Source organism: Mesorhizobium sp. M0522 (assembly GCF_040321085.1).
Lineage (GTDB): Bacteria > Pseudomonadota > Alphaproteobacteria > Rhizobiales > Rhizobiaceae > Mesorhizobium.
In genome coordinates this window covers 364,362-390,350 of the sequence record NZ_JAMYQW010000001.1, presented here as the reverse complement: position 1 = coordinate 390,350, position 25,989 = coordinate 364,362, and the positions used below count along the sequence as shown (strand labels likewise).

At 63.3% G+C, this 25,989-nt stretch carries 24 protein-coding genes; 11 read left to right on the top strand and 13 right to left on the bottom strand.

What is annotated here, in order from left to right:
• The first annotated feature begins 65 nt into the window (after positions 1 to 65).
• From NKI58_RS02010 to NKI58_RS02000, 3 genes are all read left to right on the top strand, one after another.
• Positions 66 to 839 carry an amino acid ABC transporter substrate-binding protein gene (locus tag NKI58_RS02010; protein ID WP_023721021.1) on the top strand — a complete coding sequence of 258 codons (774 nt, stop codon included), beginning with the start codon at positions 66 to 68 and terminating at the stop codon, positions 837 to 839.
• A gap of 122 nt (positions 840 to 961) precedes the next feature.
• On the top strand, positions 962 to 1,642 hold the full coding sequence (locus NKI58_RS02005; RefSeq protein WP_023680556.1) for an ABC transporter permease subunit: 681 nt from the start codon (positions 962 to 964) through the stop codon (positions 1,640 to 1,642).
• Complete coding sequence (locus NKI58_RS02000) at positions 1,639 to 2,409, top strand: amino acid ABC transporter ATP-binding protein (protein WP_352783176.1); 771 nt, start codon at positions 1,639 to 1,641, stop codon at positions 2,407 to 2,409. The genes NKI58_RS02005 and NKI58_RS02000 overlap by 4 nt, the downstream gene beginning before the upstream one ends.
• Positions 2,410 to 2,487: 78 nt before the next feature.
• On the opposite strand, the gene NKI58_RS01995 is transcribed toward NKI58_RS02000, so the two are convergent.
• The 7 genes from NKI58_RS01995 to NKI58_RS01965 all read right to left on the bottom strand — a co-directional run bounded on the left by NKI58_RS01995 (position 2,488) and on the right by NKI58_RS01965 (position 10,475).
• A complete protein-coding gene (locus NKI58_RS01995; RefSeq protein WP_006327799.1) occupies positions 2,488 to 3,069 on the bottom strand; it encodes a CarD family transcriptional regulator in 582 nt (193 codons plus the stop codon).
• A gap of 368 nt (positions 3,070 to 3,437) precedes the next feature.
• Positions 3,438 to 3,776, bottom strand: coding sequence for a ferredoxin FdxA (gene fdxA, locus NKI58_RS01990; RefSeq protein ID WP_023680554.1), 339 nt, complete (start codon positions 3,774 to 3,776; stop codon positions 3,438 to 3,440).
• Between the two features lie 148 nt (positions 3,777 to 3,924).
• Positions 3,925 to 4,311 (bottom strand): RNA-binding S4 domain-containing protein, encoded by a 387-nt coding sequence (locus tag NKI58_RS01985; RefSeq protein WP_023680553.1) that lies wholly within the window; start codon positions 4,309 to 4,311, stop codon positions 3,925 to 3,927.
• A gap of 12 nt (positions 4,312 to 4,323) precedes the next feature.
• Positions 4,324 to 7,731, bottom strand: a complete 3,408-nt coding sequence (locus tag NKI58_RS01980; protein WP_352826493.1) for a helicase-related protein — start codon at positions 7,729 to 7,731, stop codon at positions 4,324 to 4,326.
• Between the two features lie 397 nt (positions 7,732 to 8,128).
• Complete coding sequence (locus NKI58_RS01975; protein WP_352619741.1) at positions 8,129 to 8,428, bottom strand: hypothetical protein; 300 nt, start codon at positions 8,426 to 8,428, stop codon at positions 8,129 to 8,131.
• A 32-nt stretch (positions 8,429 to 8,460) separates the two neighbouring features.
• Positions 8,461 to 9,186, bottom strand: coding sequence for an acetoacetyl-CoA reductase (gene phbB, locus NKI58_RS01970; protein WP_023678447.1), 726 nt, complete (start codon positions 9,184 to 9,186; stop codon positions 8,461 to 8,463).
• Between the two features lie 104 nt (positions 9,187 to 9,290).
• A complete protein-coding gene (locus tag NKI58_RS01965; protein ID WP_352471180.1) occupies positions 9,291 to 10,475 on the bottom strand; it encodes an acetyl-CoA C-acetyltransferase in 1,185 nt (394 codons plus the stop codon).
• Between the two features lie 278 nt (positions 10,476 to 10,753).
• Between NKI58_RS01965 and phaR the strand changes: the two genes are divergently transcribed.
• A complete protein-coding gene (phaR, locus tag NKI58_RS01960; RefSeq protein WP_023678449.1) occupies positions 10,754 to 11,362 on the top strand; it encodes a polyhydroxyalkanoate synthesis repressor PhaR in 609 nt (202 codons plus the stop codon).
• A gap of 68 nt (positions 11,363 to 11,430) precedes the next feature.
• Here the strand turns inward: phaR and NKI58_RS01955 are convergent, their stop codons facing one another.
• Positions 11,431 to 12,579, bottom strand: a complete 1,149-nt coding sequence (locus tag NKI58_RS01955; RefSeq protein ID WP_023678450.1) for a citrate synthase — start codon at positions 12,577 to 12,579, stop codon at positions 11,431 to 11,433.
• A gap of 92 nt (positions 12,580 to 12,671) precedes the next feature.
• On the opposite strand from NKI58_RS01955, the gene NKI58_RS01950 reads away from it, so the two are divergent.
• From NKI58_RS01950 to NKI58_RS01925, 6 genes are all read left to right on the top strand, one after another.
• Positions 12,672 to 13,760, top strand: a complete 1,089-nt coding sequence (locus tag NKI58_RS01950) for a citrate synthase/methylcitrate synthase (RefSeq protein ID WP_023678451.1) — start codon at positions 12,672 to 12,674, stop codon at positions 13,758 to 13,760.
• A 184-nt stretch (positions 13,761 to 13,944) separates the two neighbouring features.
• Positions 13,945 to 14,727, top strand: coding sequence for a 3-hydroxybutyrate dehydrogenase (locus NKI58_RS01945; protein WP_023678452.1), 783 nt, complete (start codon positions 13,945 to 13,947; stop codon positions 14,725 to 14,727).
• Positions 14,728 to 14,753: 26 nt separating this feature from the next.
• The gene (locus tag NKI58_RS01940) at positions 14,754 to 15,884 is read left to right on the top strand and encodes a patatin-like phospholipase family protein (protein ID WP_023678453.1); all 1,131 of its coding nucleotides are present in this window, start codon (positions 14,754 to 14,756) and stop codon (positions 15,882 to 15,884) included.
• Positions 15,885 to 16,163: 279 nt separating this feature from the next.
• Complete coding sequence (locus tag NKI58_RS01935) at positions 16,164 to 17,375, top strand: efflux RND transporter periplasmic adaptor subunit (protein ID WP_023678454.1); 1,212 nt, start codon at positions 16,164 to 16,166, stop codon at positions 17,373 to 17,375.
• Positions 17,376 to 17,377: 2 nt separating this feature from the next.
• Entirely contained in the window at positions 17,378 to 20,554 is a 3,177-nt protein-coding gene (locus tag NKI58_RS01930) for an efflux RND transporter permease subunit (RefSeq protein WP_023678455.1), read from the top strand.
• A 99-nt stretch (positions 20,555 to 20,653) separates the two neighbouring features.
• The gene (locus tag NKI58_RS01925; protein WP_023678456.1) at positions 20,654 to 20,812 is read left to right on the top strand and encodes a DUF3309 family protein; all 159 of its coding nucleotides are present in this window, start codon (positions 20,654 to 20,656) and stop codon (positions 20,810 to 20,812) included.
• 66 nt (positions 20,813 to 20,878) lie between these two features.
• On the opposite strand, the gene NKI58_RS01920 is transcribed toward NKI58_RS01925, so the two are convergent.
• Complete coding sequence (locus tag NKI58_RS01920; protein ID WP_023678457.1) at positions 20,879 to 21,838, bottom strand: NAD-dependent epimerase/dehydratase family protein; 960 nt, start codon at positions 21,836 to 21,838, stop codon at positions 20,879 to 20,881.
• A gap of 93 nt (positions 21,839 to 21,931) precedes the next feature.
• Here NKI58_RS01920 and NKI58_RS01915 point away from each other — a divergent pair, with 93 nt between their 5' ends.
• Entirely contained in the window at positions 21,932 to 22,843 is a 912-nt protein-coding gene (locus tag NKI58_RS01915) for a LysR family transcriptional regulator (protein WP_023678458.1), read from the top strand.
• Here NKI58_RS01915 and NKI58_RS01910 read toward each other — a convergent pair.
• From NKI58_RS01910 to NKI58_RS01895, 4 genes are all read right to left on the bottom strand, one after another.
• A complete protein-coding gene (locus NKI58_RS01910; protein ID WP_023678459.1) occupies positions 22,801 to 23,982 on the bottom strand; it encodes an MFS transporter in 1,182 nt (393 codons plus the stop codon). The two genes, NKI58_RS01915 and NKI58_RS01910, sit on opposite strands and share 43 nt — an antisense overlap.
• A gap of 146 nt (positions 23,983 to 24,128) precedes the next feature.
• Positions 24,129 to 24,590, bottom strand: a complete 462-nt coding sequence (locus NKI58_RS01905; protein ID WP_023678460.1) for a cupin domain-containing protein — start codon at positions 24,588 to 24,590, stop codon at positions 24,129 to 24,131.
• Positions 24,591 to 24,601: 11 nt separating this feature from the next.
• Positions 24,602 to 24,910 carry a DUF1244 domain-containing protein gene (locus tag NKI58_RS01900; protein WP_352589894.1) on the bottom strand — a complete coding sequence of 103 codons (309 nt, stop codon included), beginning with the start codon at positions 24,908 to 24,910 and terminating at the stop codon, positions 24,602 to 24,604.
• A 26-nt stretch (positions 24,911 to 24,936) separates the two neighbouring features.
• Positions 24,937 to 25,734, bottom strand: a complete 798-nt coding sequence (locus NKI58_RS01895; RefSeq protein ID WP_352572000.1) for an N-formylglutamate amidohydrolase — start codon at positions 25,732 to 25,734, stop codon at positions 24,937 to 24,939.
• Positions 25,735 to 25,989: the final 255 nt, after the last annotated feature.

Genomic DNA, 25,989 nt, shown 5'->3' with positions numbered 1-25,989 from the left:
GCATCTGTCATTTTCCGGCACTCGCAATGACGCCGGACATCGGCCGAGGACGGGATCACAGAAAAATGAAATGGCTCAAATCGCTCATCATCGCCGGAACGCTGCAGGTTCTGGCCATCGCCGCCGGTCACGCCGGCGCCAATCTCGACCAGATCAAGCAGTCCGGCGTCTTCAAGGTCGGCACGGAAGGAACCTATGCGCCCTTCACCTATCATGATGCTTCCGGCGCGCTGGTTGGCTTCGACGTCGAGATCGCGCGGGCCATCGCCGAGCGCCTCGGCGTCAAAGCCCAGTTCCTCGAAGGCAAATGGGACGGGCTGATCGCCGGTCTCGATGCCAACCGCTACGATGCCGTCATCAACGAGGTCGGCATCACCGAGGCGCGCAAGGCCAAATATGATTTCTCCGATCCTTACATCGCCTCCAAGGCGGTGCTGATCGTGCGCGGCGACAACACCGACATCAAGGGTTTCGCCGATCTCAAGGGCAAGAAGGCGGCGCAGTCGTTGACCTCGAATTTCGGCAAGCTGGCTGAAACCAACGGCGCCGAGCTCGTCGGCACCGACGGCTTCGACCAGTCGATCCAGCTGCTTCTTACCGGCCGCGCCGACGCCACCATCAACGACAGCCTGTCCTTCCTCGACTTCAAGAAGCACAAGCCCGACGCCAATGTGAAGATTGCCGCGCAGGAAGAAAACGCCGACTATTCCGGCGTCATCGTACGCAAGGGCGATCCGGAACTGGTGGCCGCCATCAATAAGGCGCTGGCCGACATCAAGGCCGACGGCACCTACCAGAAAATCGCCGACACCTATTTCGGCCAGGACGTTTCGAAGTAAAACGGCTTTCTCGTGTGGGCCGAACGCCGGCCCGCGTCGTTCATATCGCGGCGAGCTGTCTTTTGACGGCCCGCCGCTTTCGCGTGATATGAGCGACGGCAATCTGGCAAGGAGGAGCCTTCGTGCCGCACTGGCTGCAATTGATGCTGGAATCCCTGCCTACGCTGCTGTGGGCTGCACTGATCTTCACCGTGCCGTTGACGCTGCTGTCGTTTGCATTCGGTCTTGTCCTAGGCCTGGTTGTGGCGCTTGTCCGGCTGTTCGGTCCCAAACCGCTGGTCGCCGTGGTCCGCTTCTACGTCTGGATCTTCCGCGGCACGCCGCTTCTCGTGCAACTGTTCCTTATCTTCTACGGCCTGCCATCGGTCGGCATCCTGCTCGACGCCTTTCCGGCAGCACTGATCGGCTTCACCTTGAACATCGGTGCTTATTCGTCGGAAATCATCCGCGCCGTCATCGGTTCGGTGCCCAAGGGCCAGTGGGAAGCGGCCTATTCGATCGGCATGACCTGGGCCCAGGCAATGCGGCGCACCATTCTTCCACAGGCGGGGCGCGTCGCCGTGCCGCCGCTGTCCAACACCTTCATCTCGCTGGTCAAGGACACTTCGCTCGCCGCCGCCATCACCGTGCCGGAGATGTTCCAGGCAGCGCAGCGCATCGTCGCCACCACCTATGAGCCGCTGATCCTCTATGTCGAGGCAGCGGCCCTCTATCTGGCCATGAGCTCCGTGCTGTCGGCCTTGCAGGCGCGGCTGGAAACGCGGCTCAACCGTTATGGCGGCTTCCTGGAGGCGCGCGCATGATCGGCCTCACCAACATCGAAAAGCGTTTCGGCGACAATTTGGTGCTGAAGAGCGTGACCGTCACCATCGAGGAAGGCAGCGTCACGGCGCTTGTCGGGCCGTCGGGCGGAGGGAAGAGCACGCTTTTGCGCTGCATCAACCTGCTCGAGCTGCCGACTTCAGGCACGGTACGGATCGGCGACGATGCACTCGAATTCCACCCCGGCGGCAGGGTCTCGACCAGGGATATCCAGCGACTGCGGCTGCAGACCGGCATGGTGTTCCAGAATTTCCAGTTGTTTCCGCATCGCACTGCGATCGAGAACATCATGGAGGGGCTGGTGACGGTGCTGAAATGGCCCGAGGAGAGGGCGCGCGAACGGGCGCTGGCCCTGCTCGAAAAGGTCGGCATGGCGCACAAGGCCGATGCCTGGCCGGCGACGCTGTCAGGTGGCCAGCAGCAGCGCGTGGCGATTGGCCGGGCTCTGGCGCCTTCGCCGAAAGTCCTGCTCTGCGACGAGCCGACCTCTGCACTCGATCCGGAACTGGCGCAGGAGGTGGTCGACGTGCTCGGCAAGCTCGCCAGCGAGGGCACGACCATGGTGATGGCGACGCATGATCTGCGGCTCGCCTCCAAGATCGCGCGGGAAGTGGTGCTCCTCGATGCCGGCAACATCGTCGAGCAAGGCCCGGCCGCGGTGCTGTTCAGCAACCCGGAACGCCAGCGGACCAAGCGGTTCATTGCCACGCTGAAGCACGAGGCGGAAAGGGAGGGCGGCGAAGGTTAGATATGCCCGTCGCCGGTCAGCTAAGACAAAAAAACCCGGCGCAAGGCCGGGTTTTTCTGAATTCGAAAGCAAAAAAGCTCAGGCGGCTTCTTCCTGCTCGGCTTCCTCGTTGTCGGCCTTGGCGCCGCGCTTCGGGCCCTTGTTGAGGTTCACCTCGATGAGGCGCACCGCTTCGGTCTCCGACATGCGGTTGACGGCCGCGATCTCGCGGGCCATGCGATCGAGCGCCGCCTCGTAGAGCTGGCGCTCGGAATAGGACTGCTCCGGCTGGTTATCGGCGCGGTAAAGGTCGCGCACCACTTCCGAGATCGAGATCAGATCGCCGGAGTTGATCTTGGCATCATATTCCTGGGCGCGGCGTGACCACATGGTGCGCTTGACGCGGGCGCGGCCCTGCACGACCTTCAGCGCGCGCTCGACATAATCCTCTTCCGACAGCTTGCGCATGCCGATCGAGGTCGCCTTGGCGACCGGCACCTTGAGGCGCATCTTGTCCTTCTGGAAGTCGATGACGAACAGCTCCAGCTTGTGGCCCGCGACTTCCTGCTCATCGATCGAGACGATCTGGCCGACACCATGCGCCGGATAGACGATGTACTCGCCGGTCTTGAAACCGTGGCGCGCTGCGGTGGACTTCTTCTGCGGGGTGATCGTTGCCATTACGCCCTGAACTCCTTGTTGTGGTACCGGCATCGTGCCGGCCCGAACTCGTGCGACCGGGGTGACCGGTCCTTAGCCACACAACGATGAACTCACCGGAAAGGCCAGGACCGGCAAATCGCAACATTGCGACCGCCTGCCCCAGATCGCTCTGGTCCGGATTGAGAAATTCACCTTTCAGTGATTTGGGGCGTTTGCGCCATAAGTCGACGTTGTGTCACCGGCATGTTTGGTTGATATAACACAAAAAGTCGGAAGAATCAAGGTTTTGCTGCACGCGCGAAGGCCACGCGCCGTCGCCGCCTGTCAAGGCAGTTAATGTATCACGTCTGTTACGCGGCGTCAGGCCGCCGCAGCCGGCAGGCTCGTCAGTCGCCTTCGCCGGGCTCGGCGGAGAAATATTTCTCGAACTTGCCAGTTTCGCCATCGAAATTTTTAGCGTCGGCCGGCGGCTCCTTCTTGGCGGTGATGTTGGGCCATTTGTCGGCATATTCGGTGTTGATCTGCAGCCATTTGTCGAGGCCCGACTCGGTGTCGGGCTTGATCGCGTCGGCCGGGCATTCCGGTTCACAGACGCCGCAATCGATGCACTCGTCCGGGTGGATGACGAGCATGTTCTCACCTTCGTAGAAGCAGTCGACCGGACAGACCTCGATGCAGTCCATGTATTTGCATTTTATGCAATTGTCGGTCACGACATAGGTCATTGGTCGGCTCCGGGACGTCCCATTTTATTGGGCTTTTTTGGTGAGGTAACGCCTTTGTCCGCTGGTGGCAAGGGCGGCCCCTGCCAGCGGTGCCGCGGTTTCCGGAATGAAATTCCGGAAGGCCGGCAAAGCGGGCGTTCGACCTTGCTCAATCGTCGCCGAGCAGGTGGTCGGTCTGGCGGCGTTCCTTCTTCGTCGGGCGACCGCTGCCGGCCTCGCGCAACGGCGGCACCGCATCCGGAAGCGCCTCGCCCTTGGGCGCGGGGGGCGGCGACATGTCCTCGTAGAGCAGGCGGGCCTCTTCGGCCGGGCCACGCCGTACGCCGGTGCCAAGGACTTTCCAGACGAAGATCCGCCGCTCCAGCGTGATGGTCAAAACGTCGCCCGGCCGGACCGTATCGGAGGCCTGCGCTGCTTTGTCGCGATTGATGCGGACGCGTCCGGCGACGACCAGCTTGGCTGCCAGCGTGCGCGATTTTACCGCGCGCGAGAAGAACAGCCACTTGTCGATGCGCTGGCGGGCATCAGTGACCATTGGACGAGCAGCCTACTTCTTCAGCTGGTCGCGCAACGCGGCGAGCTTGGCGAAGGGCGAGTCCGGATCGAAGCGGACCGGGCGTTCCTCACGCGGCTTTGGCTGGAAGGCGGGCTTTGCGCCTTGGGCGCCGCCTTTGCCGTCCTGTCGGCCAGCCTTCCAGTCGGGCCGGTTTTCGCGCCGGTCCGGGCGTTCACCTTGCGGCTTGCCGGCGCGCTGTTCTGCCGCCTCGCCTTGCGGCCTGGGCTTGAACTTGCTGCGATCGAAGCGCGGCTTGCCGGCGCCGTCGCGCTGGTCGTGGCGCCCCTGACGGGCGGGCCGGTCGCCCGGCGTCGGTTGCCCGCCGGCATCTGCCGGCGCATCGCTGCGGCTGTCCGGCCCAGCTTGACCATTGCGCGCGCGATTGTCCCGATGATTGTCCCGGGGGCGGTTGTCATGCTGGCGATGACGCGGGCGCTGGTCGAAACGACCCTGCCGCCATAACAGGACAGGTTTTGGCTCCTCCGCTTCTGGAGCAGCTTCGCCGGAGACGGCTTCCGCCGTCGCTGCAGGTTCGGCCGGCGATGCTTCCGTAGTGTCGGAAACCGGCGGTTCTGCCGATGCCGCAGCCTCAGTTTCCGCCCCAAGTTCCGCCCTTGGCTCGGCCGCTGGTTCCGCAGGCGCTTCAGCAGTCGCCTCCGCGGCGGGCCGGGTCTCTTGCGTGACTTCTGCCGCAGCTTCAGGGGCTGGAGCTTCCGCGACAGGCTCTGCCGTCGCTTCGGTCACAGCTTCGGCCGCCGCCTCCGCAACAGGAGCCGCATCCGACACAGGTTCCGAAGCCTCCGCCGGCGGCTCTGCCGCGGCAGATGCTTCCGCCATCCTCGCCTGCTCGACTCGCGCAGCCTCTTCCGCCGCCTGCTTTGCAGCGGCAGCTTCACGCGCGGCATTGTCCTGTGCTTCGAGCCGCGCCTTGACCTCGGCCGCCGGTTTGGCATCGGCGCGATAGCCGAGTCCCTTCAGGATTTCTTCCATGTCGTCGGCGGTGGCGCCGAGAATCGACATCATCGGCGGCGTCACCATGAAGGACTGGCCGTCATAGGCGCCGTCGGGGCGAGGGCCGAGGCCCGGCTTCCAGTTGGTCGCCGGCCGGATCAGGTCGGCCAGCCGTTCGAGAATATCGACGCGTACAGCACGCCGGCCAAGATTGCGGTAGCCGGCAAGCTTGTAGAAGGTCTTGTCGAAGGTCGGATCGATGACCACCGAGGTGCGGCCGGAGGCCAGTGCGTGAACGACATCGCCGAAGCCGGGCTTGTCCTTGCCGTCGTTTCTCAGCGCCCACAGCAGCGTTATCAGCCCGGCCGGCGCCGGTTTGATCAGCGCCGGCACGAAGACATGGTAGGCGCCGAAGCGCACTCCGAGACGGCGAAGCGCCGCGCGGCCTTCCTGGTCGAGGGATTTCATCTCGTCGGCGATGTCGCGACGGTTGATGAGGCCGAGATGCTCGACAAGCTGGAAAGCGATGCCGCGGCCGATGCCGGTGATCTGCTCGGCATTCTTGAGATCGACCAGCGGCTTCAGCAGGGATTCGATCTGGAAATTGACGAAGCGCTCGGCGCGCGCCGCAACCTTGTCGCGGGCCGGGCCGGTGAGTTGCTCGTCGGCCAGCAGAACGAGACGCGGCTTCAAAGCGTCTTCGCCGGCAACCAACGTGCCGATCGGGGCGCCGATCCAGCGCAGCGTGCCATCCGAACCCAGCGCGATGTCGCCATTGGCCGAGGCGCCAAAGCGCTCGGCCCGCGCCTCGAACTCGGCGGCAAGCGCCTTCTGCGCCGCCGCCCGCACCGCCTTGGCGTCTTCACCGCCGGCACTCTGGTCGGCGGTGAAGCGGAAACCTTGCAACTCGCCGACGTGATGGCCTTCGACGAGGACGGTTCCGGTTGGGCTGATTTCGGCTTCAGGCATCGTGTTTTCTCTAAGGCGCCGCATGAGGACGGAAGTCCTGCGGTCTACAAAACGTTTCGTCAACCGCTCATGCAGCGCATCCGACAATCTGTCTTCGATTTCGCGCGTCTTTTCCTGCCAGTGTGCCCGATCGGCCAGCCAGCCGGGCCGGTTGGAGACGAAGGTCCATGTGCGGATCTGGGCAATCCTGTGCGATAGCGTGTCGATGTCGCCTTCGGTGGTGTCGGCACGGCGCACCTGCTCGGCCATGTAGTTCTCGTCGACATGGCCGTGCCTGGCAAGGTCCATGTAGATGGAGGCGATCAAGTCGGCGTGCTGGGCCGGCGCGATCTTCCTGTAGTCGGGCAGCGCGCAGGCTTCCCACAGCAGCGCCACGCGCCTGGCATCGGTGGTGAGTGCCCGGACGTCCTCGTCGCGCGATAGATGCTCGAGCGCCTGCGCGTCTACTGCCGGCAGCGCGCGCGTCAGGCCTTCGACCGGGGCGTTGGTCTCGATCGAGCGCTTCAGCGCATCGAGGTTGGCGAAATCGAAATGCGCGGTGCGCCATTGCAGTACTTTCACCGGGTCGAAATCATGCGCCTCGATTTTGTTGACCAGTTCATCATCCAGCGGATCGACCTGGCCGGTGACACCGAAGGTGCCGTCGCGCAGATGCCGGCCGGCGCGGCCGGCAATCTGGCCGAGCTCGGCCGCCGTCAGGTTGCGGTACTGGTAGCCGTCGAATTTGCGATTCTGGGCGAAGGCCACGTGGTCGAGGTCGAGGTTGAGGCCCATGCCGATGGCGTCGGTGGCGACGAGGTAGTCGACGTCGCCCGACTGGAACAGCGCCACCTGGGCGTTGCGGGTGCGCGGGCTGAGCGCGCCGAGCACGACGGCGGCACCGCCCTGCTGGCGGCGGATCAGCTCGGCAATGGCATAGACCTCGTCGGCCGAAAAGGCGACGATCGCCGTGCGCCGCGGCAGGCGGGTCAGCTTCTTCGAGCCGACATAGGCAAGATGCGACAGGCGTGGCCGGGTCACCACCGACACGCCCCGCAGCAGGCGCTGCAGGATGCCGTGCATGGTGGCCGCACCCAGCAGCAGCGTCTCCTGGCGGCCGCGTAGATGCAGGATGCGATCGGTGAAGATGTGGCCGCGTTCGAGATCGCCGGCGAGCTGGACCTCGTCGATGGCAACGAAGGCGGCGTCGGTCTCGCGCGGCATCGCTTCCACGGTGCAGACCGAGTATTTCGCGCCCGCCGGCTGGATCTTTTCCTCGCCGGTGATGAGCGCAACCTTATGGGCGCCGACCTTCTCGCAGACGCGCGCATAGACCTCGCGGGCAAGCAGCCTGAGCGGCAGGCCGATGACGCCGCTTTCATGCGCCACCATGCGTTCGATGGCGAGATGGGTCTTGCCGGTGTTGGTCGGGCCGAGCACGGCCGTCACGTCTCGACCCGACAGGATCAGCGGTTCAGTGTGTTTCGGATGGATGTTCATCGGCCTGGAAATAAGGCTCTCTGCCTCGCATTGTCGGGAGCGCGCCCATATTGGCCGCGTATGACAGGCGACACATAGGGATTTCGGGCGCGAAGCGAAAGCGGAATGTGCCGAGGGCAGGCCGATTGGTTCGTTCGAGCCTCAAATCTGTTCCCGATTAACAGTTGGAACGAGTCTGGAACGAATCAGCGACGAATCACTGACTCGCGCTGATTCAGGGTTTGTTCACGGCTACATCTGGGTTTTCTTTCGGCGAATCTCACCACATGCTGAATCACGGAAACTGGCCCGATTTATGCAAGCGGCATCCAAGCGAGCACTGCGGTTAACCTTTGCCGGTGAATGGTCGTGGCCGGCCAATCTGCTTCGCACAACGTTATGAAATTATTGATGTTTCCTAACGCGCTTTAATCATTTCAATGGTGTTTTCAGCACTCGCCGTTAACGTTCCGCTCAAAGCCGGAACGAATCGGCGACGAATCAGCGATGGGCAAAGTTTCTTGGTTTGTTCACCGCAACATGTTGTGTTGTGAACAGCTTTTCCACCGAGAATCCACAGGCTGCCGGGCGGTTTTTGCATAGGCTGCGCAGCGGCCGTTAACCTTTGCGTGCCGGATTGGGGCAGCGTGCCGCATCGAGATCTTGCAACGGGAAGACCGCTATAGAAACGGGCCGTTTTGCAGGCCCGTTCGTCCAAGCGCGTATCTGTCTCAACGTAAAGATAAACGATCAGGCGATGTACTGGCCGCCATTGGCTGATATGGTCGAGCCGGTGATGAAACCGGCATCGTCGGAAGCGAGGAAGACGACGCAGCGCGCGATTTCCTCCGGCTCGCCGAGACGGCCCACCGGGATGTGCGGGATGACGCGCTCGTTGAGGACCTTCTCGTCCATTGCCTTGACCATCTCGGTGGCGATGTAGCCGGGGCAAATGACGTTGACGGTGATGCCGGCGCGCGCGCCTTCCTGGGCCAGTGCCTTGGTGAAGCCGATATCGCCGGCCTTCGAGGCCGAATAATTGACCTGGCCGACCTGGCCTTTCTGGCCGTTGATCGAGGAGATGGTGATGATGCGACCGAACTTACGGTCGCGCATGCCGCCCCACAATGGATGCGTCATGTTGAAGACGCCGGAAAGGTTGGTGTCGAGGACCTCTTTCCATTGCTCGCGCGTCATCTTGTGGAACATCGCGTCGCGAGTGATGCCGGCATTGTTGACCAGCACCGAGACGGGACCAAGATCGGCTTCGATCTGTTTGATGCCGGCGGCGCAGGCCTCGTAGTCGGCGACGGACCATTTATAGACCGGGATGCCGGTCGCGGCCTTGAACTTTGCCGCCGCTTCTTCATTGCCGGCGTAGTTTGCGGCGACCGAATAGCCGGCGCTTTTCAAGGCGACCGATATCGCCGCGCCGATGCCGCGCGACCCGCCTGTGACGATTGCAACCTTTGTCATATGTCCTCCCGGGAAATGCAGATGACTGAGCGTTGAAGCGGTGGGGTTTGCCCTCTATTCCCTACTCGCTTTGCGCCAGCATCCTATTCGTATCGCTTATCTCATCACAATGCTTCCACGCACATGGCAACACCCATGCCGCCGCCGATGCACAGCGTGGCAAGGCCTTTCTTGGCACTTCTGCGGCGCATCTCGTAGACCAGCGTGTTGAAGATGCGGGCGCCCGAGGCGCCGACCGGATGGCCGATGGCGATGGCGCCGCCATTGACGTTGACGATGGCCGGATCCCAGCCCATGTCCTTGTTGACGGCGCAGGCCTGCGCGGCAAAGGCCTCGTTGGCTTCGACCAGATCGAGGTCGCCAACCGACCAGCCGGCCTTGGCCAGCGCCTTGCGCGAGGAGGGGATCGGTCCCGTCCCCATGATCTGCGGGTCGACACCGGCGGTCGCCCAGGAAACGATACGCACCAGCGGTGTGATGCCGCGCCTTGCGGCTTCCGCTTCGGTCATCAGCACCACGGCGGCGGCACCGTCGTTGATGCCGGAAGCATTGGCAGCAGTCACCGTGCCTTCCTTATCGAAGGCGGGCTTGAGCTTGGTCATGGCATCGATTGTCGCGCCGTGGCGGATGTATTCATCCTGGTCGACTACGGTGTCGCCCTTCCTGCCCTTGACTGTAAAGGCAACGATCTCGTCCTTGAATTTCCCGGCTTTCTGCGCGGCCTCGGCCTTGTTCTGGGAAGCCAGTGCGAACTGGTCCTGGTCGTCGCGGGTGATCTGGAACTGGCGGGCGACGTTCTCAGCGGTGTTGCCCATATGATAGCCATAGAAGGCATCGGTCAGGCCGTCCTTGATCATGGTGTCGATCAGCTTGAAATCGCCCATCTTGACGCCACCGCGCAGATGCTGTGCATGCGGAGCCATCGACATCGATTCCTGGCCGCCGGCAACGATGATCCTCGCGTCGCCCTGGGCGATCTGCTGCATGCCGAGCGCGATGGCGCGCAAGCCCGAGCCGCAGAGCTGGTTCAGGCCCCAGGAGGTCGCCTCCTGCGGTACGCCGGCAGCCATTGCCGCCTGCCGCGCCGGGTTCTGCCCTTGAGCCGCGGTCAGGATCTGGCCGAGGATGACCTCGTCCACCTCCTTGCCGTCGACGCCGGCACGGACCAGCGCTTCCCTGACGGCGACGGCACCCAATTCATGGGCTGGGGTGTTGGCGAAGGCGCCGTTGAAGGAGCCGACGGGCGTGCGCGCTGCACTGGCGACAACGATGGCGTTGGAAGCGGACATATTCTTCTCCAGGCTTTCGGGGAACGATTTCGGGTGCCGTCGGGGACTTTTCTTGCCCTTTCCACAACCCGAGTCAAACCCGAAATGGGCATGGCGTTCCTCCGCGGCAAGCAGGCCGCGCGTCGCTGCGATGACGGCCCATCCGTGCTGCGCAGCATAAAATGGTCCCGCACTGCACAAACTGCTTGGATTCATGACGCTTTTGCGCATATCCTTTAAAAAGGCGCAATCGTTACCGGCGGCTTACTTAAGCTGCCCGGTGTCCGGGGAGGATGCAGATGGCCGCAAAAGACGAACCTATTGTTATCAAGAAATATGCCAATCGCCGTCTCTACAATACGGGCACCAGCACCTATGTGACGCTCGAGGATCTCGCTGAAATGGTCAAAAGAGGCGAGGACTTTACTGTCCAGGACGCCAAGACCGGTGACGACATCACGCATCCGGTACTGACCCAGATCATCTTCGAGCTGGAGAACAAGGACGGGCAGAACATGCTGCCGATCCCGTTCCTGCGTCAGCTCATCGCCTATTACGGCGACCAGATGCAGATGATCGTGCCGAGCTTTCTCGAGCAGTCGATGCTGGCCTTCTCTAAGGAGCAGGAACGCTTTCGCGAGCAGATGAAAGATGCGCTCGGCAAGTCGCCGATGGACATGATGAAGATCGCGACACCAATCAAGGTGCTGGAGGAGCAGACGCGGCGCAACATGGAAATGTTCCAGAACGCCATGCGGCTGTTCACGCCGTTCCCGCCCGCGGGCTCGGCGCCGGCAGCAGCGCCGGCCGAACCGGCCAGGAAGGAAACGCCGGAAAAACCCGACGACCTCCAGGAGCTGAAGGAGCAGATCGCCGCGATGCAGCGTAAGCTCGACACGATGTCCTGACTGCCGGCTGGCGAAGTGCAGCGTCGAACCTCTCTTCAGGTGCCGCTGAGACTTCGCAAGCAGCGCGGCTAGAGCTGCTCCGGCAGCGGTCCCTGGTAGCGGGCGCGTGGCCGGATCAGGCCGTTGCTCGTCACCTGCTCCACGGCATGCGCGGCCCAGCCGACGCTGCGGCCGAGTGCGAACAGGCGGAACGGCGCATCGGACGGCAAACGGAGGCCGCGCGTCAGCGCAGCCAAGGCGAAATCGACGTTCGGGCGCATGCCCGTTGCCGCAAAGGCCACATCGCAAAGCCGTAACAGCCCATCATCGACATCTATCGCGGCCAGCAACGGTTCCGCACGCGGATCGCCGTCGGGATAAAGCGGATGGCCAAATCCGGGCAGCGGCCTGTCGTGACCGAGCCAGCGTCCGACAGCCGCATCCGGCCCCAATCTCTGCGCATCCTCCGCCAGCATCATGACCGCCTCCGCGGCGCCGCCATGACGCGGCCCGGAGAGCGTGGCGAGGCCGGCAAGCAGGCAGGCCGAAACAGGTGCGCCGGTGGACGCGGCGACCCGTGCGGCGAAGGTCGATGCGTTCAATTCGTGATCGGCCAACAGCACGAGCGAGCGGCGGATCAAGTCTGCGCCGGCCGCATCAAGCGACCATCCCTGCGCCAGCCTTTCGTGCACGGCACCAGTTCCGGGAATCGCGCCGAGCGCCTGGGCCAAAGCGGCGATGGCGCCGGCCGCATCGTGGTTGAGCGAAGCCGATCTTCGGCCGAGCGAAGGCCGGCCGTTGGCGGCCAACGCGGCCAATTCCGCGAAGGCAGCCGGCCGGCCAGTTGCGCCGTTGCCATGGCGGCTCGCCGAGACGAACGACACTGGTGCGCCAGATGCCCAAAGCAGGTTTGCCGTCTGCTCCAGCGTGGCAGCCTCGCAGAGAGCAACCGCATCCTGGCCGCGATAGACAAGGCGGCCATGCAAAACGGTCGAGATCGTGGTGGCGATCGCCGGCTCACCCCAGGCAATTGCACTTTCGGCGATTGCCTGGGGATTTCGGCCACGAGCCCGGCGGCTCGCCAGCGCCGCGATATCGTCGGCGCGATACTGGCTGCGGCGTGGATCCGCCCGGTCCGGCCGCACGCCGATGCGTCCGCGGCTGACATAGGCATAGAGGGTCTGGGCTCGCACCTTGAGACGCTCCAGGGCTTCGTCCCGCGTCAGCCACTCCGTCATGTCAGCCTTGTCATGTTGATTCCGTTGATCAAGATTGATGGTCCAGTCACCAACCCTTATCTTCCACCCGGAAAGGGTCAAGGAGAAAACCAATGGCGAATGGGCTCGATGATGTGGTGGCGGCGGAAACGGTGCTCTCCGATGTTGACGGTCTTGGTGGCCGCCTGACCATCCGGGGCCATTCGTTGCCCGAACTGGCAGGCCGCTGGAAATACGCCGAGGTGGTTCATCTGCTGTTCGACGGCTTTTTCGACGATCTTCCCGACGGCAGGGAGCTGGCGAACGCGATCGGTCGGGCGCGCAGCGAAGTGTTCGAGCAGATCAAACCCTTGCTGCCGTTTCTCGCATCCGTCGATATCTACAGCGCGATGCGCGCCGGTATTGCCCTGCTGCCGGATGGTGACAAATTGTCGGACGCGCTGCGGCTGGTTGCGGCACCTGCCGTGCTGACGCCGGCCTTGCTGCGCTTGCAGCGCGGCGAAAGCCCGATTGCGCCCGATAGCAAGGCCGATCATGCAGCCGACATGCTGCGGATGCTGACCGGCATTGTGGCCTCGCCTAAATTGGCGAAGGCGCTCGATGCCTATCTCGTGACGGTTTGCGACCACGGCCTCAACGCATCGACCTTCGCCGCGCGGGTGGTCGCTTCGACGCAGGCCGGGCTTACTTCGGCGGTGCTGGCCGGGCTCGGAGCGCTCAAGGGGCCGCTGCATGGCGGCGCGCCAGGTCCGGTGATCGAGATGCTGGATGCGATCGAGGTGCATGGCGACGCCGCCGGCTGGCTGCGTGGCGAGATCGCGCGTGGCGGCCGCATCATGGGCTTCGGCCATCGCATCTATCGCGTGCGCGATCCGCGTGCCGACGTGCTGAAAGCCGTCGTGCGCCAGCTCGGCGCCGAGGGCGAAAGCGGCCACCGGCTGGCCTTCGCCGAAAGCGTGGAGCAGGCGGCGCTCGAAGTGCTCCGCATCGCCAAGCCGTCACGCTCGCTCCAGACCAACGTCGAGTTCTTCACAGCGCTCCTGCTGGAAGCGGCGGGCTTTCCGAAAGAGGCGTTCACCAATGTCTTTGCTGCCGGGCGCGTCGCCGGCTGGATTGCCCATGCGCGCGAGCAGCAAACGAGCGGACGGCTGATCCGGCCGCAGTCGCGCTATATCGGGACGGTGCCGGACCTCGTCGCCTGACGAGCTTTCAGCGCATGCTTTGCGAAACGAGGCGACGACCTCTCTTAGGGGACGAGAGAGGTCTACATGACAAAAATTTCATGTCATTGCTCCACACATCCGCTGTTCTTGGGTGACAGAGAGCCTATATGCTGCAGTGCAGCATGGTTCCACGGGAGCCCGCCTCGAAAGGAATAAAGCCGCCTTGACCGCCAGAAAAACCGCCATCGTCACCGGTTCCACCTCGGGCATCGGCCTGGCCATTGCCCACGCGCTCGCGGCCGAAGGCTGCAACGTCGTCGTCAATTCCTTTTCCGACACCGCCGACGACCGCGCCATCGCAGACGCGATCGCGAAGCACCACAAGGTGAAGACCGCCTATGTCAAAGCCGACATGTCGAAGCCGGCCGAGTGCCGGGCTTTGGTGGCGAAGGCAGCCGAGGCATTCGGCTCGGTCGACATCCTGATCAACAATGCCGGCATCCAGCATGTCGCGCCGGTGGAAAGCTTCCCGATCGAGAAGTGGGATGCGATCATCGCCATTAACCTGTCATCGGCCTTCCACACCATCGCAGCCGCCATCCCGTTGATGAAACAGGCCGGTGGCGGCCGGATCGTCAACGTCGCCTCGGCCCACGGCCTTGTCGCCTCGCCGTTCAAGTCGGCCTATGTCTCGGCCAAGCATGGCATTATGGGCTTGACCAAGACTGTCGCCCTGGAACTGGCGCGCGACAAGATCACCTGCAATGCCATTTGTCCGGGCTATGTGTTGACGCCGCTGGTCGAGGCGCAGATCCCCGACCAGATGAAGGCCAACAAGATGGACCGCGAGACGGTGGTCCGTGAGGTAATGCTCGAAAAGCAACCGACCAAGGAGTTCGTCACCGTCGAGCAGGTTGCGGCGGCCGCGGTGTTCCTATGCTCGGATGCGGCGGCGCAGATCAACGGCGCGCACATCTCTGTCGATGGCGGCTGGACCGCTCAGTGAGGCTTCCAGCGGTCAAGGGCCACGCCATGCCGAAAAATGGCAAGGCGGAAGAGCCAAAGAAGATCAATGTCGCGCTGCAAGGCGGCGGTTCGCACGGGGCGTTTTCCTGGGGCGTGCTCGATCGGCTGCTCGAGGACGGGCGCCTCGACATAACGGCGGTTTCGGGCACCAGCGCCGGCGCCATGAATGCCGTGGCGCTGGCCGACGGCTTTGTCCGCGGCGGTGTCGAGGGCGCGCGGCGGAAGCTCGACGATTTCTGGCGTGCGGTGGCGGCAAAGGGCCGCTTCAGCCCGGTACAGCGCATGCCTTGGGACGTCGCCTGGGGCAATTGGTCGATCGAGAACACGCCCGGCTATTTCCTGTTCGATACGATGTCTCGGGTATTTTCGCCCTATGTCGCCAATCCGCTCGCCATCAATCCGCTGCGCGACGTGGTCGAACGTGAGATCGATTTCGACAATGTGCGCGCCTGCAAGTCGATGGAACTGTTCATTTCCGCTACCAATGTCGAGACCGGCCAGTTGCGGGTCTTCTCGGACGGCGAGATCGACCTCGACACGGTGATGGCGTCGGCCTGCTTGCCGCAATTGTTCCGTGCCGTCGAGATCAAGGGCGTGCCCTATTGGGATGGCGGTTATGGCGGCAACCCGGCACTGTTCCCGTTCTTCAAGACGGCGGCCACCGAGGACGTGCTTTTGGTGCAGATCAATCCGGTGGTCCGCGAGGGAACGCCGAAGAGCGCCAATGAGATCCAGAACCGCATCGACGAGATCACCTTCAATGCCGGGCTGTTGCGCGAATTCCGCTCGATCGCCTTCGTCAAGGAACTGATCGCCGCCGGCCGATTGCCGCACGGCGAATATCGCGACATCCGCATGCACCGCATCGATGCCGACGAAGCGTTCAAGGATCTGTCGGCATCGTCCAAGGTCAATGCCGAATGGGCGTTCCTTGCCTATCTGCGCGACCTCGGCCGCACCGCAGCCAGTGATTGGCTGGAAGAAAATTATGACGCCGTCGGCAAGCGGCCGACGATCGATCTGTCCGGCGAACTCGACGACGGCTTGAAGCCGGTGACCGGGCCGGCGCCGGGCCGGCGGGTCAAGGAATTTCTTGCGGCGCGCAAGCAGCCCGAGGCCGCCCGCCGTCCGGCCTAGCTGCTTCGCAAGCAGATGGCATTCGCAATCCGTCAATCATCCTGACACTTGCTGCCATACCGCTGTTTTGGCGATCAACAGCCGATGCTGCAGCCGCATCTTTGCGGACAAAGCAACAACCCATCAACTTTTCTGACTATATTGCGCTGCAACTTTGAGGTAGAAGCGCGCTTCGCCGATCACGGCAATTTGAATACGGCCTCGCGCGCACCCATATCGGCGACGCGCCCCAAGTAGAAGATGCGGCCTGGCCGAACCCCGCGCACTGGAAAAATGACGATGCCGAAATTCAGGTTTCACAAGCTTGCAGCCATTGTTGTGCTCATCGGGTTCGCCGGCTGGATGGCGACAGGCGAGTTCTCGTCCGTCGGCAGCGCGTCCGCCGACAACAAGCCCAAGGCAGGAGAGGTCGAGCAGCCCAAGGCAGCCGACGCAGGCAAGCCCCAAGCTGGCGAACAGGGGGCTGCCAAACCGGGGACTGCCGAGGCGGAACAGCCCAAGGCGCCGTTGCGCACGGTCGCGGTCATAACCCCGCCGCGGCGCACCTATGCACGCGCTATCCGCATTTCCGGACTGACCGAAGCCGACAAGCGCGCCGTCCTGGCGACACGCGTCGCCGGCGTCATCGACAAGCTGCCGGTCAAGCAGGGCCAGCACGTCAAGACCGGCGACCTGATCCTGATGCTTGCCGCCGAGGAAAAAATCTCGGCGGTCGACAACGCCAAGCAGCTTGTCGTGCAACGTGAGGCAGAGCTGGCAGCTGCCCTGCGGCTGATGAAAACCGGCAATCTGCCCAAGTTGCAGCTCGATACAACCCGCTCCAACCTGACGCTGGCCAAGTCGCAACTGGACGCAGCGCAAGCCGAGCTCGACCGCAACGAGGTGAAGGCGCCCTTCGACGGCGTCATCGACCGGGTGCCGGTGGAGCTTGGCAGTTCCGTGATGCAGGGCGGCGAGGTGGCGACCATTCTCAAGCTCGATCCGGTGATCGCACGCGGCGAAGTCAGCGAACGCGATCTCGGCTATCTGAAGATCGGTGACGAAGCCAATGTGCGCCTGGTCAGTGGCCAGACCGTCAAGGGTACGGTGCGCTACATCAGCCGGGATGCATCTTCGGCAACCCGTACCTTTCGGGTTGAAGTCGCTATCCCCAATGCCGATGGGTCCGTACCGGCCGGCATGACGGCAGAAATCGCGCTCAGCGCCCAGCCGACCGACGCCGTGATGCTGCCGCGCTCGGTGGTGACGCTCGGCGACAAGGGCGACCTCGGCATCCGCGCCGTCGACAAGGATGACAAGGTCGTGTTCTTCCCGATCGATCTGGTCGACGACACGCCAACCGGCCTGGTGCTCGGCGGCATTGCGGCCGACGCCCGCATCATCGTCGCCGGCCAGGAGCTGGTGAAGGAAGGCGAGGTGGTCAAGCCGGTCGCAGCCGACCAGGCGACCATCCAAAAGCTGTTGGGCGAAGCGACGGCCGGGACGCAGTAATCATGGACATCGTCAAACTTGCTATCAGCAATGCCCGGCTGACCATTGCGGTCCTGGTCTTTCTCATCCTTGCCGGTGCGGTCGCCTACCAGTCGACGCCGAAGGAAGCGGAACCGGACGTTCCGATTCCGATGATGTATGTCAGCCTGATCTACCAGGGCATCTCGCCGGAAGACTCCGAGCGCCTCCTGCTGCGGCCGATGGAAGCCAAGCTGAAGAGCCTGAAAGGCCTCAAGGAGATGCGCTCGGCCGCCTTCCAGGGCGGCGGTTATGTGCTGGTCGAATTCCAGCCACAGACGGATCTCGCCACCGCGCTGCAGGACACACGCAGCAAGGTGCAGGACGGCAAGGCCGACCTGCCGCAAGCGGCTGAGGAGCCCGTGGTCTCCGAGGTCAATATCTCCGAGTTCCCCGTCCTGGTCGTGACGCTGTCGGGCGAGGTGCCCGAGCGCGTGCTGACGGCGGCGGCGCGCGAGCTGCGCGACCGCATCGAGGAAGTGCCTGGCGTGCTCGAGGGCTCGCTGCAGGGTGCGCGCGACGACCTCGTCGAAGTGGTCATCGATCCGATGAAGCTGTCTTCCTACGGGCTGCAGCTCGACCAGTTGATCGGTGCGGTCGGCGCTTCCAACAGTCTTGTCGCCGCCGGCAACATCGAAGGATCCGAGGGCAAATACGCGGTCAAGGTGCCCTCGCTTATCGAGACACCGGAGGATGTGGCGGCGCTTCCGGTCGTCGCCGGCCCCAATGCGGTGGTGCAGGCCAAGGACATTGCCACCATCCGCTCCACATTCAAGGACGCCGAGACGGTCACCCGCCTCGACGGCAAGCCGGCGATCGCCATCGAGGTGAAGAAGCGCATCGGCTCCAACCTGATCGATACGATTGGCAAGGTCAGGGAGGTGTCCGACGCCTTCATCAAGACGATGCCGGAGGGCATGCACGTCACCTACACGCAAGACAAGTCCGTCTTCGTGAACCAGTTGCTCGGCGACCTGCAGAACCACGTGATGATCGCCGTCATCCTGGTGTTCATCGTCATTCTCTACGCGCTGTCTGGCCGTGCCTCGCTGCTGATCGGATTGGCCATCCCCTCGTCCTTCCTGATCGGCATCCTGTTGCTGGCAATGATGGGCTACACGATCAACATGATCGTGCTGTTCAGCCTCATCCTGGCGGTCGGCATGCTGGTCGACGACGCCATCATCGTCACCGAATTCGCCGAGCGACGCATGAGCGAGGGCATGCCGAAGGAGCAAGCGTTCGCGCTTGCCGCCAAGCGCATGGCCGGCCCGGTCATCGCGGCGACGATGACGCGCATTGCCGCCTTCTCGCCGCTGTTGTTCTGGCCGGGCATTATCGGCGACTTCATGAAATACATGCCGATCACGCTGATCGTGACGCTCTCGGCCTCGATGCTCTATGCGCTGGTCTTCGCGCCGACGCTGGGCGCGATATTTGCCAAGGCGCCGGCCCATCACCCCGACGACAATCGCGACGGCTGGTACATGGCCGTGGTCAAGCAGGCGGTGCATTATCCCATCACCGTGCTTGTCCTCACTGTGGCGCTGTTGTTCGGCGTCGGCTACGCCTATTCGAAATTCGGCGCCGGCGTCGAATTCTTCCCGAATGTCGAGCCTGACTACGGCCTGCTCTATGTCCACGCCCGCGGCAATCTTTCGCTTGCCGAAATGGACGCGGCCACCAAGACCGCGGAAAATCGGCTGCTCGGTTGGCCGGGCGTGAAGTCTGTCTATACCCGTGTCGGCAAGACGCAGGGCGGCGGCCAGGATGTTCCGGAAGACGTGGTTGGCGTGATCCAGTACGAATTCGTCGACTGGCGCGAGCGTAAATCGGCGAACTCAATCCTGGACGAACTGCGCGGCGTGATGGCTGGCATTCCCGGTGTCGACGTCGAGGTTCGCGTGCCGGAAGCCGGCCCGCCTACAGGCAAGCCGATCCAGATCAGGCTTTCGGCCGTAGATCCGAAGGGCCTTGACGACAAGGCCCGCGCGGTCGCCGCGCGCATTGCCAAGGTGCCCGGCGTCATCGATATTTCCGACGGTCTGGCGCCGCCCGGCGTTGACTGGGCGCTCGAGGTCGATCGCGCCAAGGCGGCGCAGTACGGCATCAGCCCAACCGCGGTCGGGACGGTCGTGCAACTGGTGACCAACGGGCTGAAGCTCAGCGAATACCGGCCCGCCGGCGCCGACGATGCAGTCGACATCAGGCTGCGCCTGCCCGAGGATCGGCGCACGCTGTCAACGCTCGACGAACTGCGGGTGCAGACCGCGCAAGGCTCGGTGCCGATCTCGAACTTCGTCGTGCGCAAGCCGGAGCCGACGGTCGGTATCCTCAACCGCATCGACGGCGCGCGAACTGTGGTCGTCCAGGCCAACGTCGCTGCCGGCGCCCAGGTGGCAGCCGTCCAGCAGGAGGTCACCAAAGCTGTCGCCGACATGAACCTCGGCAGCGGCATTCGCTGGAAGCTTGCCGGCTCGAATGAGGACAGCGCGGAGGCCGGCGCCTTCCTCAGCAAAGCCTTCGGTGCGGCGATCTTCCTGATTTTCATCGTGCTTCTGGCGCAGTTCAACAAGTTCACCAGCGTCTGGCTGGTGCTGTCCTGCGTGGTCATGGCGACGATCGGCGTGTTCCTCGGGCTGCTGCTGACGGGAGAGGCATTCGGCATCGTCATGTCGGGCATCGGTGTCATCGCGCTGGCCGGGGTGGTGGTGAACAACAACATCGTGCTGATCGACACCTATGACCGGTTGCGCGAAGAGGGCTGGGACAAATACGAAGCCGTGCTGCAGACCTGCCGCGAGCGTGCCCGCCCGGTGGTGCTGACGGCGGTATCGGCGATCCTCGGCGTGCTGCCGATCGCCTTCGGCCTCGGCCTCGAAATCTTCCATCACGAGACGACGATCAACGCGCCGTCGACGCAATGGTGGATTTCGCTGTCTTCGGCGATCGTCTTCGGGCTGTCCTTCGCCACCGTGCTGACGCTGGTGGTGACGCCGTCGATGCTGATGGTGTTCACTCGCGCCAAGGTCAAACCCGGTGCGCGTCGTGGCTGGTTCAGTCGCCTGTTGGGGCGTCGAAAGGCCGAAATCCCGTCGAAAGGCCTGGACGCCGATCTGGGCGCCGAACCGGCGATCGCCTTCCCGAAGGCCGCCGAATAGAGTCCGGATCGCCGTCCTGATCAAGCAAAGGCCGCCCGGGAACAATGGGCGGCCTTCTGCATTGTTCCGTCATTGCAACCTCAAAGCGAGGATTTTCTGATGACGATCAGCACCATTCTCATCATTATCCTTATTCTTATTCTGATCGGCGCGGTTCCGGCGTGGCCGCATTCCCGGTCCTGGGGTTACGGACCATCCGGCATCGTCGGCGTCATTCTGATCGTTGTCCTGGTGCTGCTGTTGATGGGCCGGATCTGACCGCAATCATTGGTCGTGACAAGCGGCGGATGACCATCTGGCCATCCGCCTTTTTTTGGTTTGTTGTTAGGCAACTTTTTGCGTCGTCTTGAGCGTGGCGATGCCGATATCCTCGAGCGCTTCCGACACTGCATTTTCCAGCGGCGTGTGCGGGATCGTACCGATAACGCTTTCCAGCCTGCCTGAAACCAGCCGGTGCGGCTCGAAGCGGAGATAGGACATCGAAACGATCTCGCGCCACATCGCCACGAACGGGCCGCCGGCACGCAGCACCCACCACGGCATCGACGTCAGTTTCAGCGTGCGTCCGAGCGCCTTCTCCGCGGCCGCCTTGATGTCCAGATCGGTCACCGCATGGCCAGGAAAGTTCAGCGCCTCGTAGGAGCCGAGCTTGTCGAGATTGTCAGCCAGCCCGACGAAGGCCTTGGCCAGGTCGGGCAGATAGGCCCATTCATGCACGAGATCGACCGGCCCTGGGGCGGTATAGACACCCTTGGTTATCTTGGCGGCAACAACCAGATCGAACCACGATCCGCTGCCGCTGCCGCCGAAGAAATCACCAGCGCGCAGCAGGATCGTGCGCACCCGACCCGCATCGGCCTCGCGGCGAAACAGATCTTCCATGGCGACGCGGATGCGGCCCTTTTCCGTTGTCGGGCGAAACGGCGTGTCTTCGGCGATCACCGCCGGCATCGGCGAGCCGTAATTGTAGACGGTGCCCGGGAAGAGATGCAGCGCGCCGTTCGCCCGGCAGGCAGCCATCACATTCTCGGCCATCGGCAGGCATTTGCTCCAGTCGGTGTAGAGCGGGTTGAGGCCGTTGAAAATGATATCGACGCCTTCGGTCGCGCGGATCAGCGCAGCACGGTCGAGCGCGTCGCCGGCGATCGCCGTGGCGCCTTTGAGCTCGGCCGGCACCTTGCCGCTGCGGGTGATGGCACGGACATCGTAGCCGGCATCGAGGAAGGCCTTGGCGACCGTGCGGCCGAGGCGGCCATTGGCGCCGAGAATTGCGATCGTGGTCATTGTTCGTCTCCGTGTTGCGTTACGACCCCAATATTGTCTCTTCGCAAACGAATGAAAATTGACTACGATTGGCGATATGATATTCAATTTTGAATGGATATTGACTGGAACCTGATCAAGAGTTTCGTCACCGTGGCGGAGACCGGCAGCCTGTCGGCCGCCGCGCGAAAACTTGCCGCGAGCCAGCCGACGCTCGGCCGCCACATCACCGAGCTGGAACAGGCGCTCGGTGTCACGCTCTTCCGGCGCGGGCGGCGTGGCTACGCGCTCACGGAAGCGGGCAACACGCTCTTTGAACGGGGCCGCGCGGTGAGCGAGCAGGCGAGCGCCTTTTCGCTGCTGGCGCTGGGATCGGTCGAGGCGATAGAGGGTACGGTGCGCATTGCCGCCAGCGAAGTGGTGGCGGCCTATGTGCTGCCGGAAATCACAGCGAGGCTTGGGTTCGAGGAGCCGGGCATCGAAGTCGAGATCGTCGCCTCGAACCAGGTCGAGAATCTGCTGCGTCGCGACGCCGATATCGCCATCCGCATGGTCAAGCCGGCGCAGAATGAACTGGTCGCGCGCAAGGTGACCGACATTCCGCTCCGCGCCTGCGCGGCAAAATCCTACCTCGACCGGCGTGGCCGTCCGCGCGAGGCCCGCGATCTTGCCGGCCATGATCTGGTCGGCTTCGACCGCAGCGATGAAATCATTCGCGGCTTCGCCCAGTTCGGCGTCGCGCTCGCCCGCAATGCCTTCCGCTTCAGGACCGATAATCAGATCGTGCTGTGGGAAGCGGTGCGGGCGGGAAACGGCATCGGCTTTGGCCAGGAGCCGCTCGCCGACCGTGATCCGCTGGTCGAGACAGTGCTGCCGGGTCTCCCGCTGCCGACGCTGCCGGTGTGGCTGGCCATGCACCGCGACGTGCGGACCAGCGTCCGCATCCGCCGCGTCGCGGATTTCCTCTACGAAGAGTTCAAGCGCTATTCAGCCGGTGCAGGCTCGGCAGCGAATTCGGCGCGGTGAGCGAGGCCGGCCATCAACAGCACGACGACCAGCAGCCCGGACAGTGCGACGAAGATCGGGCCGAAGCTCGAGTGTTCGGCGATGAAGCCGATCGCCGACGGCGCCACCAGAATGCCTGAGTAACCCATTGTGGTGACGACGCTCATGCCTGTGCCGGACGCCATGCCTTCCTGGTTGCCGCCGGCCGAAAAAATGATCGGCACCATGTTGGCAATGCCGAGGCCGCAAAAAGCGAAGGCGGCAATGGCCAGCCAAGGCGAGGGAGCCAGCCCGGCCACCAGCATGCCGGCAGCAGCGGCAAGGGCCGAGGCGCGCAACGTCGTAACGGCACCGAAACGGTTGCGGACGCCATCGCCGAGGAAGCGCATGATGGCCATGACTCCGGAAAAGGCGGCATAGGCCAGGCCTGCGATGGCAAGATCGGCGCCGAGCTCCTGCCTGAGATACAGCGCCGCCCAGTCGAGTACCGCACCTTCGGAGATCATCGTCAGCAGCGCCATCAGCCCAACCAGATAGACCAGCGGGTTTGCCGGCAGCGCGAATTTGTGGTGCTCGGCGACTGGGTGCTTGTCCTCGGCGATCAGGTAGCGGACCGCTACGGCGATTACGGCAAAGGCAAGAGCCGTCACCACCGTCGCATGGGCGAGGTGACCGTAGTTCTGGATGGCGAAACCGCCCAAAGCGCCGCCGGCGAAACCGCCAAGGCTCCAGAAGCCGTGCGAGGACGACATGATGGCACGGGACAGCCGCCGTTCGACTGCCACTGCATTGGCATTCATGGCGACGTCCATGCCGCCGATCGAACCGCCGAAGATGAACATGGCGACGGCCGCAAGGGGCACGTTGGGGGCCAGAGCCACAACCAAAAGGCCGAAGCTGCCGGCAAGTCCGAACCAGCGCAGCACCGTGCGCGAGCCATGCTTCGAGATCAGATGGCCGCACCAGGTCATGGCAGTGACGGCGCCGGCACCGAACAAAAGAATCAGCAAGCCGAGCGTGAACTTCGAAATGTCGAGTCGCGTCAGGAACACCGGGATCTGCGGCGCCCAACTGCCGGTCAAGAAGCCGTTGGCGAGGAAGATGCCGGCCACTGCCCAGCGTCCACGAATCGCGATCTGCGTGATTTTCTGCGCGTCCATCGGGTAGAATCCGGTCCGGAAATGGCGTTGCGCGGCAAATTAGATCGATTCAATTCACAGTCAAGCGCTCTTCGCCGAAAGTGCTTGGACCAGACGCTACGTCCTCTCGCGTCGGCCAACCATCTCGGCGGTCCACTCCGAAATCCCTATGGCTCGGGATAAGGCGCGCCATCCTTGTGCACAAACCGGCCGTCAGCGTTGGTGCCCATCATGTCGATGTCGGAGCAGGTGGCGACGTCGTCGGGCCAGCGCGAACCGACTTCGAGATAGATCGCCATCGCGCCCGATTTATTGATCATGTGATGGCCGTTGCCTGATCCTTTCGGAAAGGCCGCGCAATCACCGGCGCGCAGCACCGTCTCGCCGGCATCTTCGACGAGCGTCAGCTCGCCTTCAAGCACGTAGACGAATTCGTCTTCGTGCGAATGCCAGTGGCGCTGGCTCGACCAGTTGCCCGGCGGCAGGCGCATGAGATTGATGCCGAAGTCGGTGAGCCCGCCTGCGTTGCCTAGCCGCTGCCGCACGCGTTCGGCACAGGGTGCATCGAACGGCGGTGGATAGGATGAGCCCTTGCGTCCGGGCACGTCGGCAACGTCAATCTTAGGCACGGCGTCCTCCCCTAGTGATCCCTAGGGCGTCTTGCCTCGAACTCGGCCTTCTTGGCGTCGGAGGCTTCGACCTGGTTCAGTGCCTGCCACTCGGCATAGGGCATGCCGTAGATGATTTCGCGCGACCGGTCCTTGCTGAGTTCGACACCTTCGGCTTGCGCCGCGTCGCGGTACCAGTTGGACAGGCAGTTGCGGCAGAAGCCGGCGAGGTTCATCAGGTCGATGTTCTGTACGTCGGAACGCTCGCGCAGATGCGCGACCAGCCGGCGGAAGGCAGCGGCTTCGAAATCGCGCTTTTGTTCTTCGCTGAGTTCGGTCATGTCATGTTGGCCTCCCTTGGGCCTCATCATACCGGCCCGGTGCGCGAGCCGAATATTTTCACCGCATGTATATCGGCACGTCGATCTATCGCGTCAACGATCGGCGCCAGCCGTTCGGCCCAGGCGAGGGCACCCTTGCGGTCGGCGATCAGGTCCTGGCGGACCTCGAGCAGCGCATGGGCAAAGCCGTTGACGATGGCATGCCTGAACATGGTATCGCCGCGCAGTGCGCCGTCATAGGGTTCGTTGTCGCCGACGATGAGGCTCTTGTCCTCGGCGAGCATGTCGATCAGCGGCCGCGCAACGCGGTCGTCCAGGTCCCACAATATGCCGGCGTGCCACGGCCGCACGAATCCCTGCATGGTCGGTGTGAAGGAATGCACCGAAAAGATGAAGGGTGCCCGCGCGGATGCTCGCGCCACAGAGGCGATCATGGCGCCGACGGCATCATGATAGGGGCGGTAAAAGCGGTCCAGCCGCCTTTCGCGCTCCTCCGGGGCCATGGGATAATTTCCCGGGATGACGGTGCCGTCATAGAGCTGGCGAATCAGCGTTGGATCGTCTTCGCCGCGATTGGGGTCGATCAGCAGTCGCGAAAAATTGGCAAGCACCGCCGGAACGCCGAGCAGACTTGCGAGTTCGCGGGTTACAGTCTCGACGCCGATGTCGTAGGCGATGTGGCGGTCGAACTCCGCCGCCGGCAGGCCGAGACTGCCATACTCCTCCGGCAGGTCGCGGCGGGCGTGATCGGCGAGAAGCACCATGCCGCGCTTGCGATCGCCTTCGACGATATCGAAAGGCGCGAAAACTGTGGATCGGGTCATTGGCGGGAAAGGTCTGTTCGCTGGCTTTCGGGGAGGGTGGTATCGTCATTCCACGAAGAGAACGCTTGCGCAATGCCGTTGTTTGGCCACGGTTTCTGCCAAAAAACTGAGCAGGGGCGACCGCAAGCGCGCCAGAGCCTTCTAAATCGATTGGAATTGGACAGATCGGCGCGTTGACATGCGTACGGACTTTTCCGAAAAGGGGCGTTGAGAGATGCAAATGTGGTTCTTGAGGGGTTTCAGGATGGGTTTCGC

Bases quoted from the DNA above. Each gene is read 5' to 3' on its own strand.
- NKI58_RS01995 (WP_006327799.1), bottom strand. From the start codon at position 3,069: ATGGCAACGATCACCCCGCAGAAGAAGTCCACCGCAGCGCGCCACGGT.
- NKI58_RS01980 (WP_352826493.1), bottom strand. From the start codon at position 7,731: ATGAACATCCATCCGAAACACACTGAACCGCTGATCCTGTCGGGTCGA.
- NKI58_RS01920 (WP_023678457.1), bottom strand. From the start codon at position 21,838: ATGACCACGATCGCAATTCTCGGCGCCAATGGCCGCCTCGGCCGCACG.
- NKI58_RS01925 (WP_023678456.1), top strand. From the start codon at position 20,654: ATGACGATCAGCACCATTCTCATCATTATCCTTATTCTTATTCTGATC.
- NKI58_RS01895 (WP_352572000.1), bottom strand. From the start codon at position 25,734: ATGACCCGATCCACAGTTTTCGCGCCTTTCGATATCGTCGAAGGCGAT.
- NKI58_RS01955 (WP_023678450.1), bottom strand. From the start codon at position 12,579: ATGACGGAGTGGCTGACGCGGGACGAAGCCCTGGAGCGTCTCAAGGTG.
- NKI58_RS01940 (WP_023678453.1), top strand. From the start codon at position 14,754: ATGCCGAAAAATGGCAAGGCGGAAGAGCCAAAGAAGATCAATGTCGCG.
- NKI58_RS02000 (WP_352783176.1), top strand. From the start codon at position 1,639: ATGATCGGCCTCACCAACATCGAAAAGCGTTTCGGCGACAATTTGGTG.
- phaR (WP_023678449.1), top strand. From the start codon at position 10,754: ATGGCCGCAAAAGACGAACCTATTGTTATCAAGAAATATGCCAATCGC.
- NKI58_RS01965 (WP_352471180.1), bottom strand. From the start codon at position 10,475: ATGTCCGCTTCCAACGCCATCGTTGTCGCCAGTGCAGCGCGCACGCCC.
- NKI58_RS01910 (WP_023678459.1), bottom strand. From the start codon at position 23,982: ATGGACGCGCAGAAAATCACGCAGATCGCGATTCGTGGACGCTGGGCA.
- fdxA (WP_023680554.1), bottom strand. From the start codon at position 3,776: ATGACCTATGTCGTGACCGACAATTGCATAAAATGCAAATACATGGAC.
- NKI58_RS01950 (WP_023678451.1), top strand. From the start codon at position 12,672: ATGGCGAATGGGCTCGATGATGTGGTGGCGGCGGAAACGGTGCTCTCC.
- NKI58_RS02010 (WP_023721021.1), top strand. From the start codon at position 66: ATGAAATGGCTCAAATCGCTCATCATCGCCGGAACGCTGCAGGTTCTG.
- NKI58_RS01900 (WP_352589894.1), bottom strand. From the start codon at position 24,910: ATGACCGAACTCAGCGAAGAACAAAAGCGCGATTTCGAAGCCGCTGCC.
- NKI58_RS01915 (WP_023678458.1), top strand. From the start codon at position 21,932: ATGGATATTGACTGGAACCTGATCAAGAGTTTCGTCACCGTGGCGGAG.
- NKI58_RS01935 (WP_023678454.1), top strand. From the start codon at position 16,164: ATGCCGAAATTCAGGTTTCACAAGCTTGCAGCCATTGTTGTGCTCATC.
- NKI58_RS01930 (WP_023678455.1), top strand. From the start codon at position 17,378: ATGGACATCGTCAAACTTGCTATCAGCAATGCCCGGCTGACCATTGCG.
- NKI58_RS01985 (WP_023680553.1), bottom strand. From the start codon at position 4,311: ATGGTCACTGATGCCCGCCAGCGCATCGACAAGTGGCTGTTCTTCTCG.
- phbB (WP_023678447.1), bottom strand. From the start codon at position 9,186: ATGACAAAGGTTGCAATCGTCACAGGCGGGTCGCGCGGCATCGGCGCG.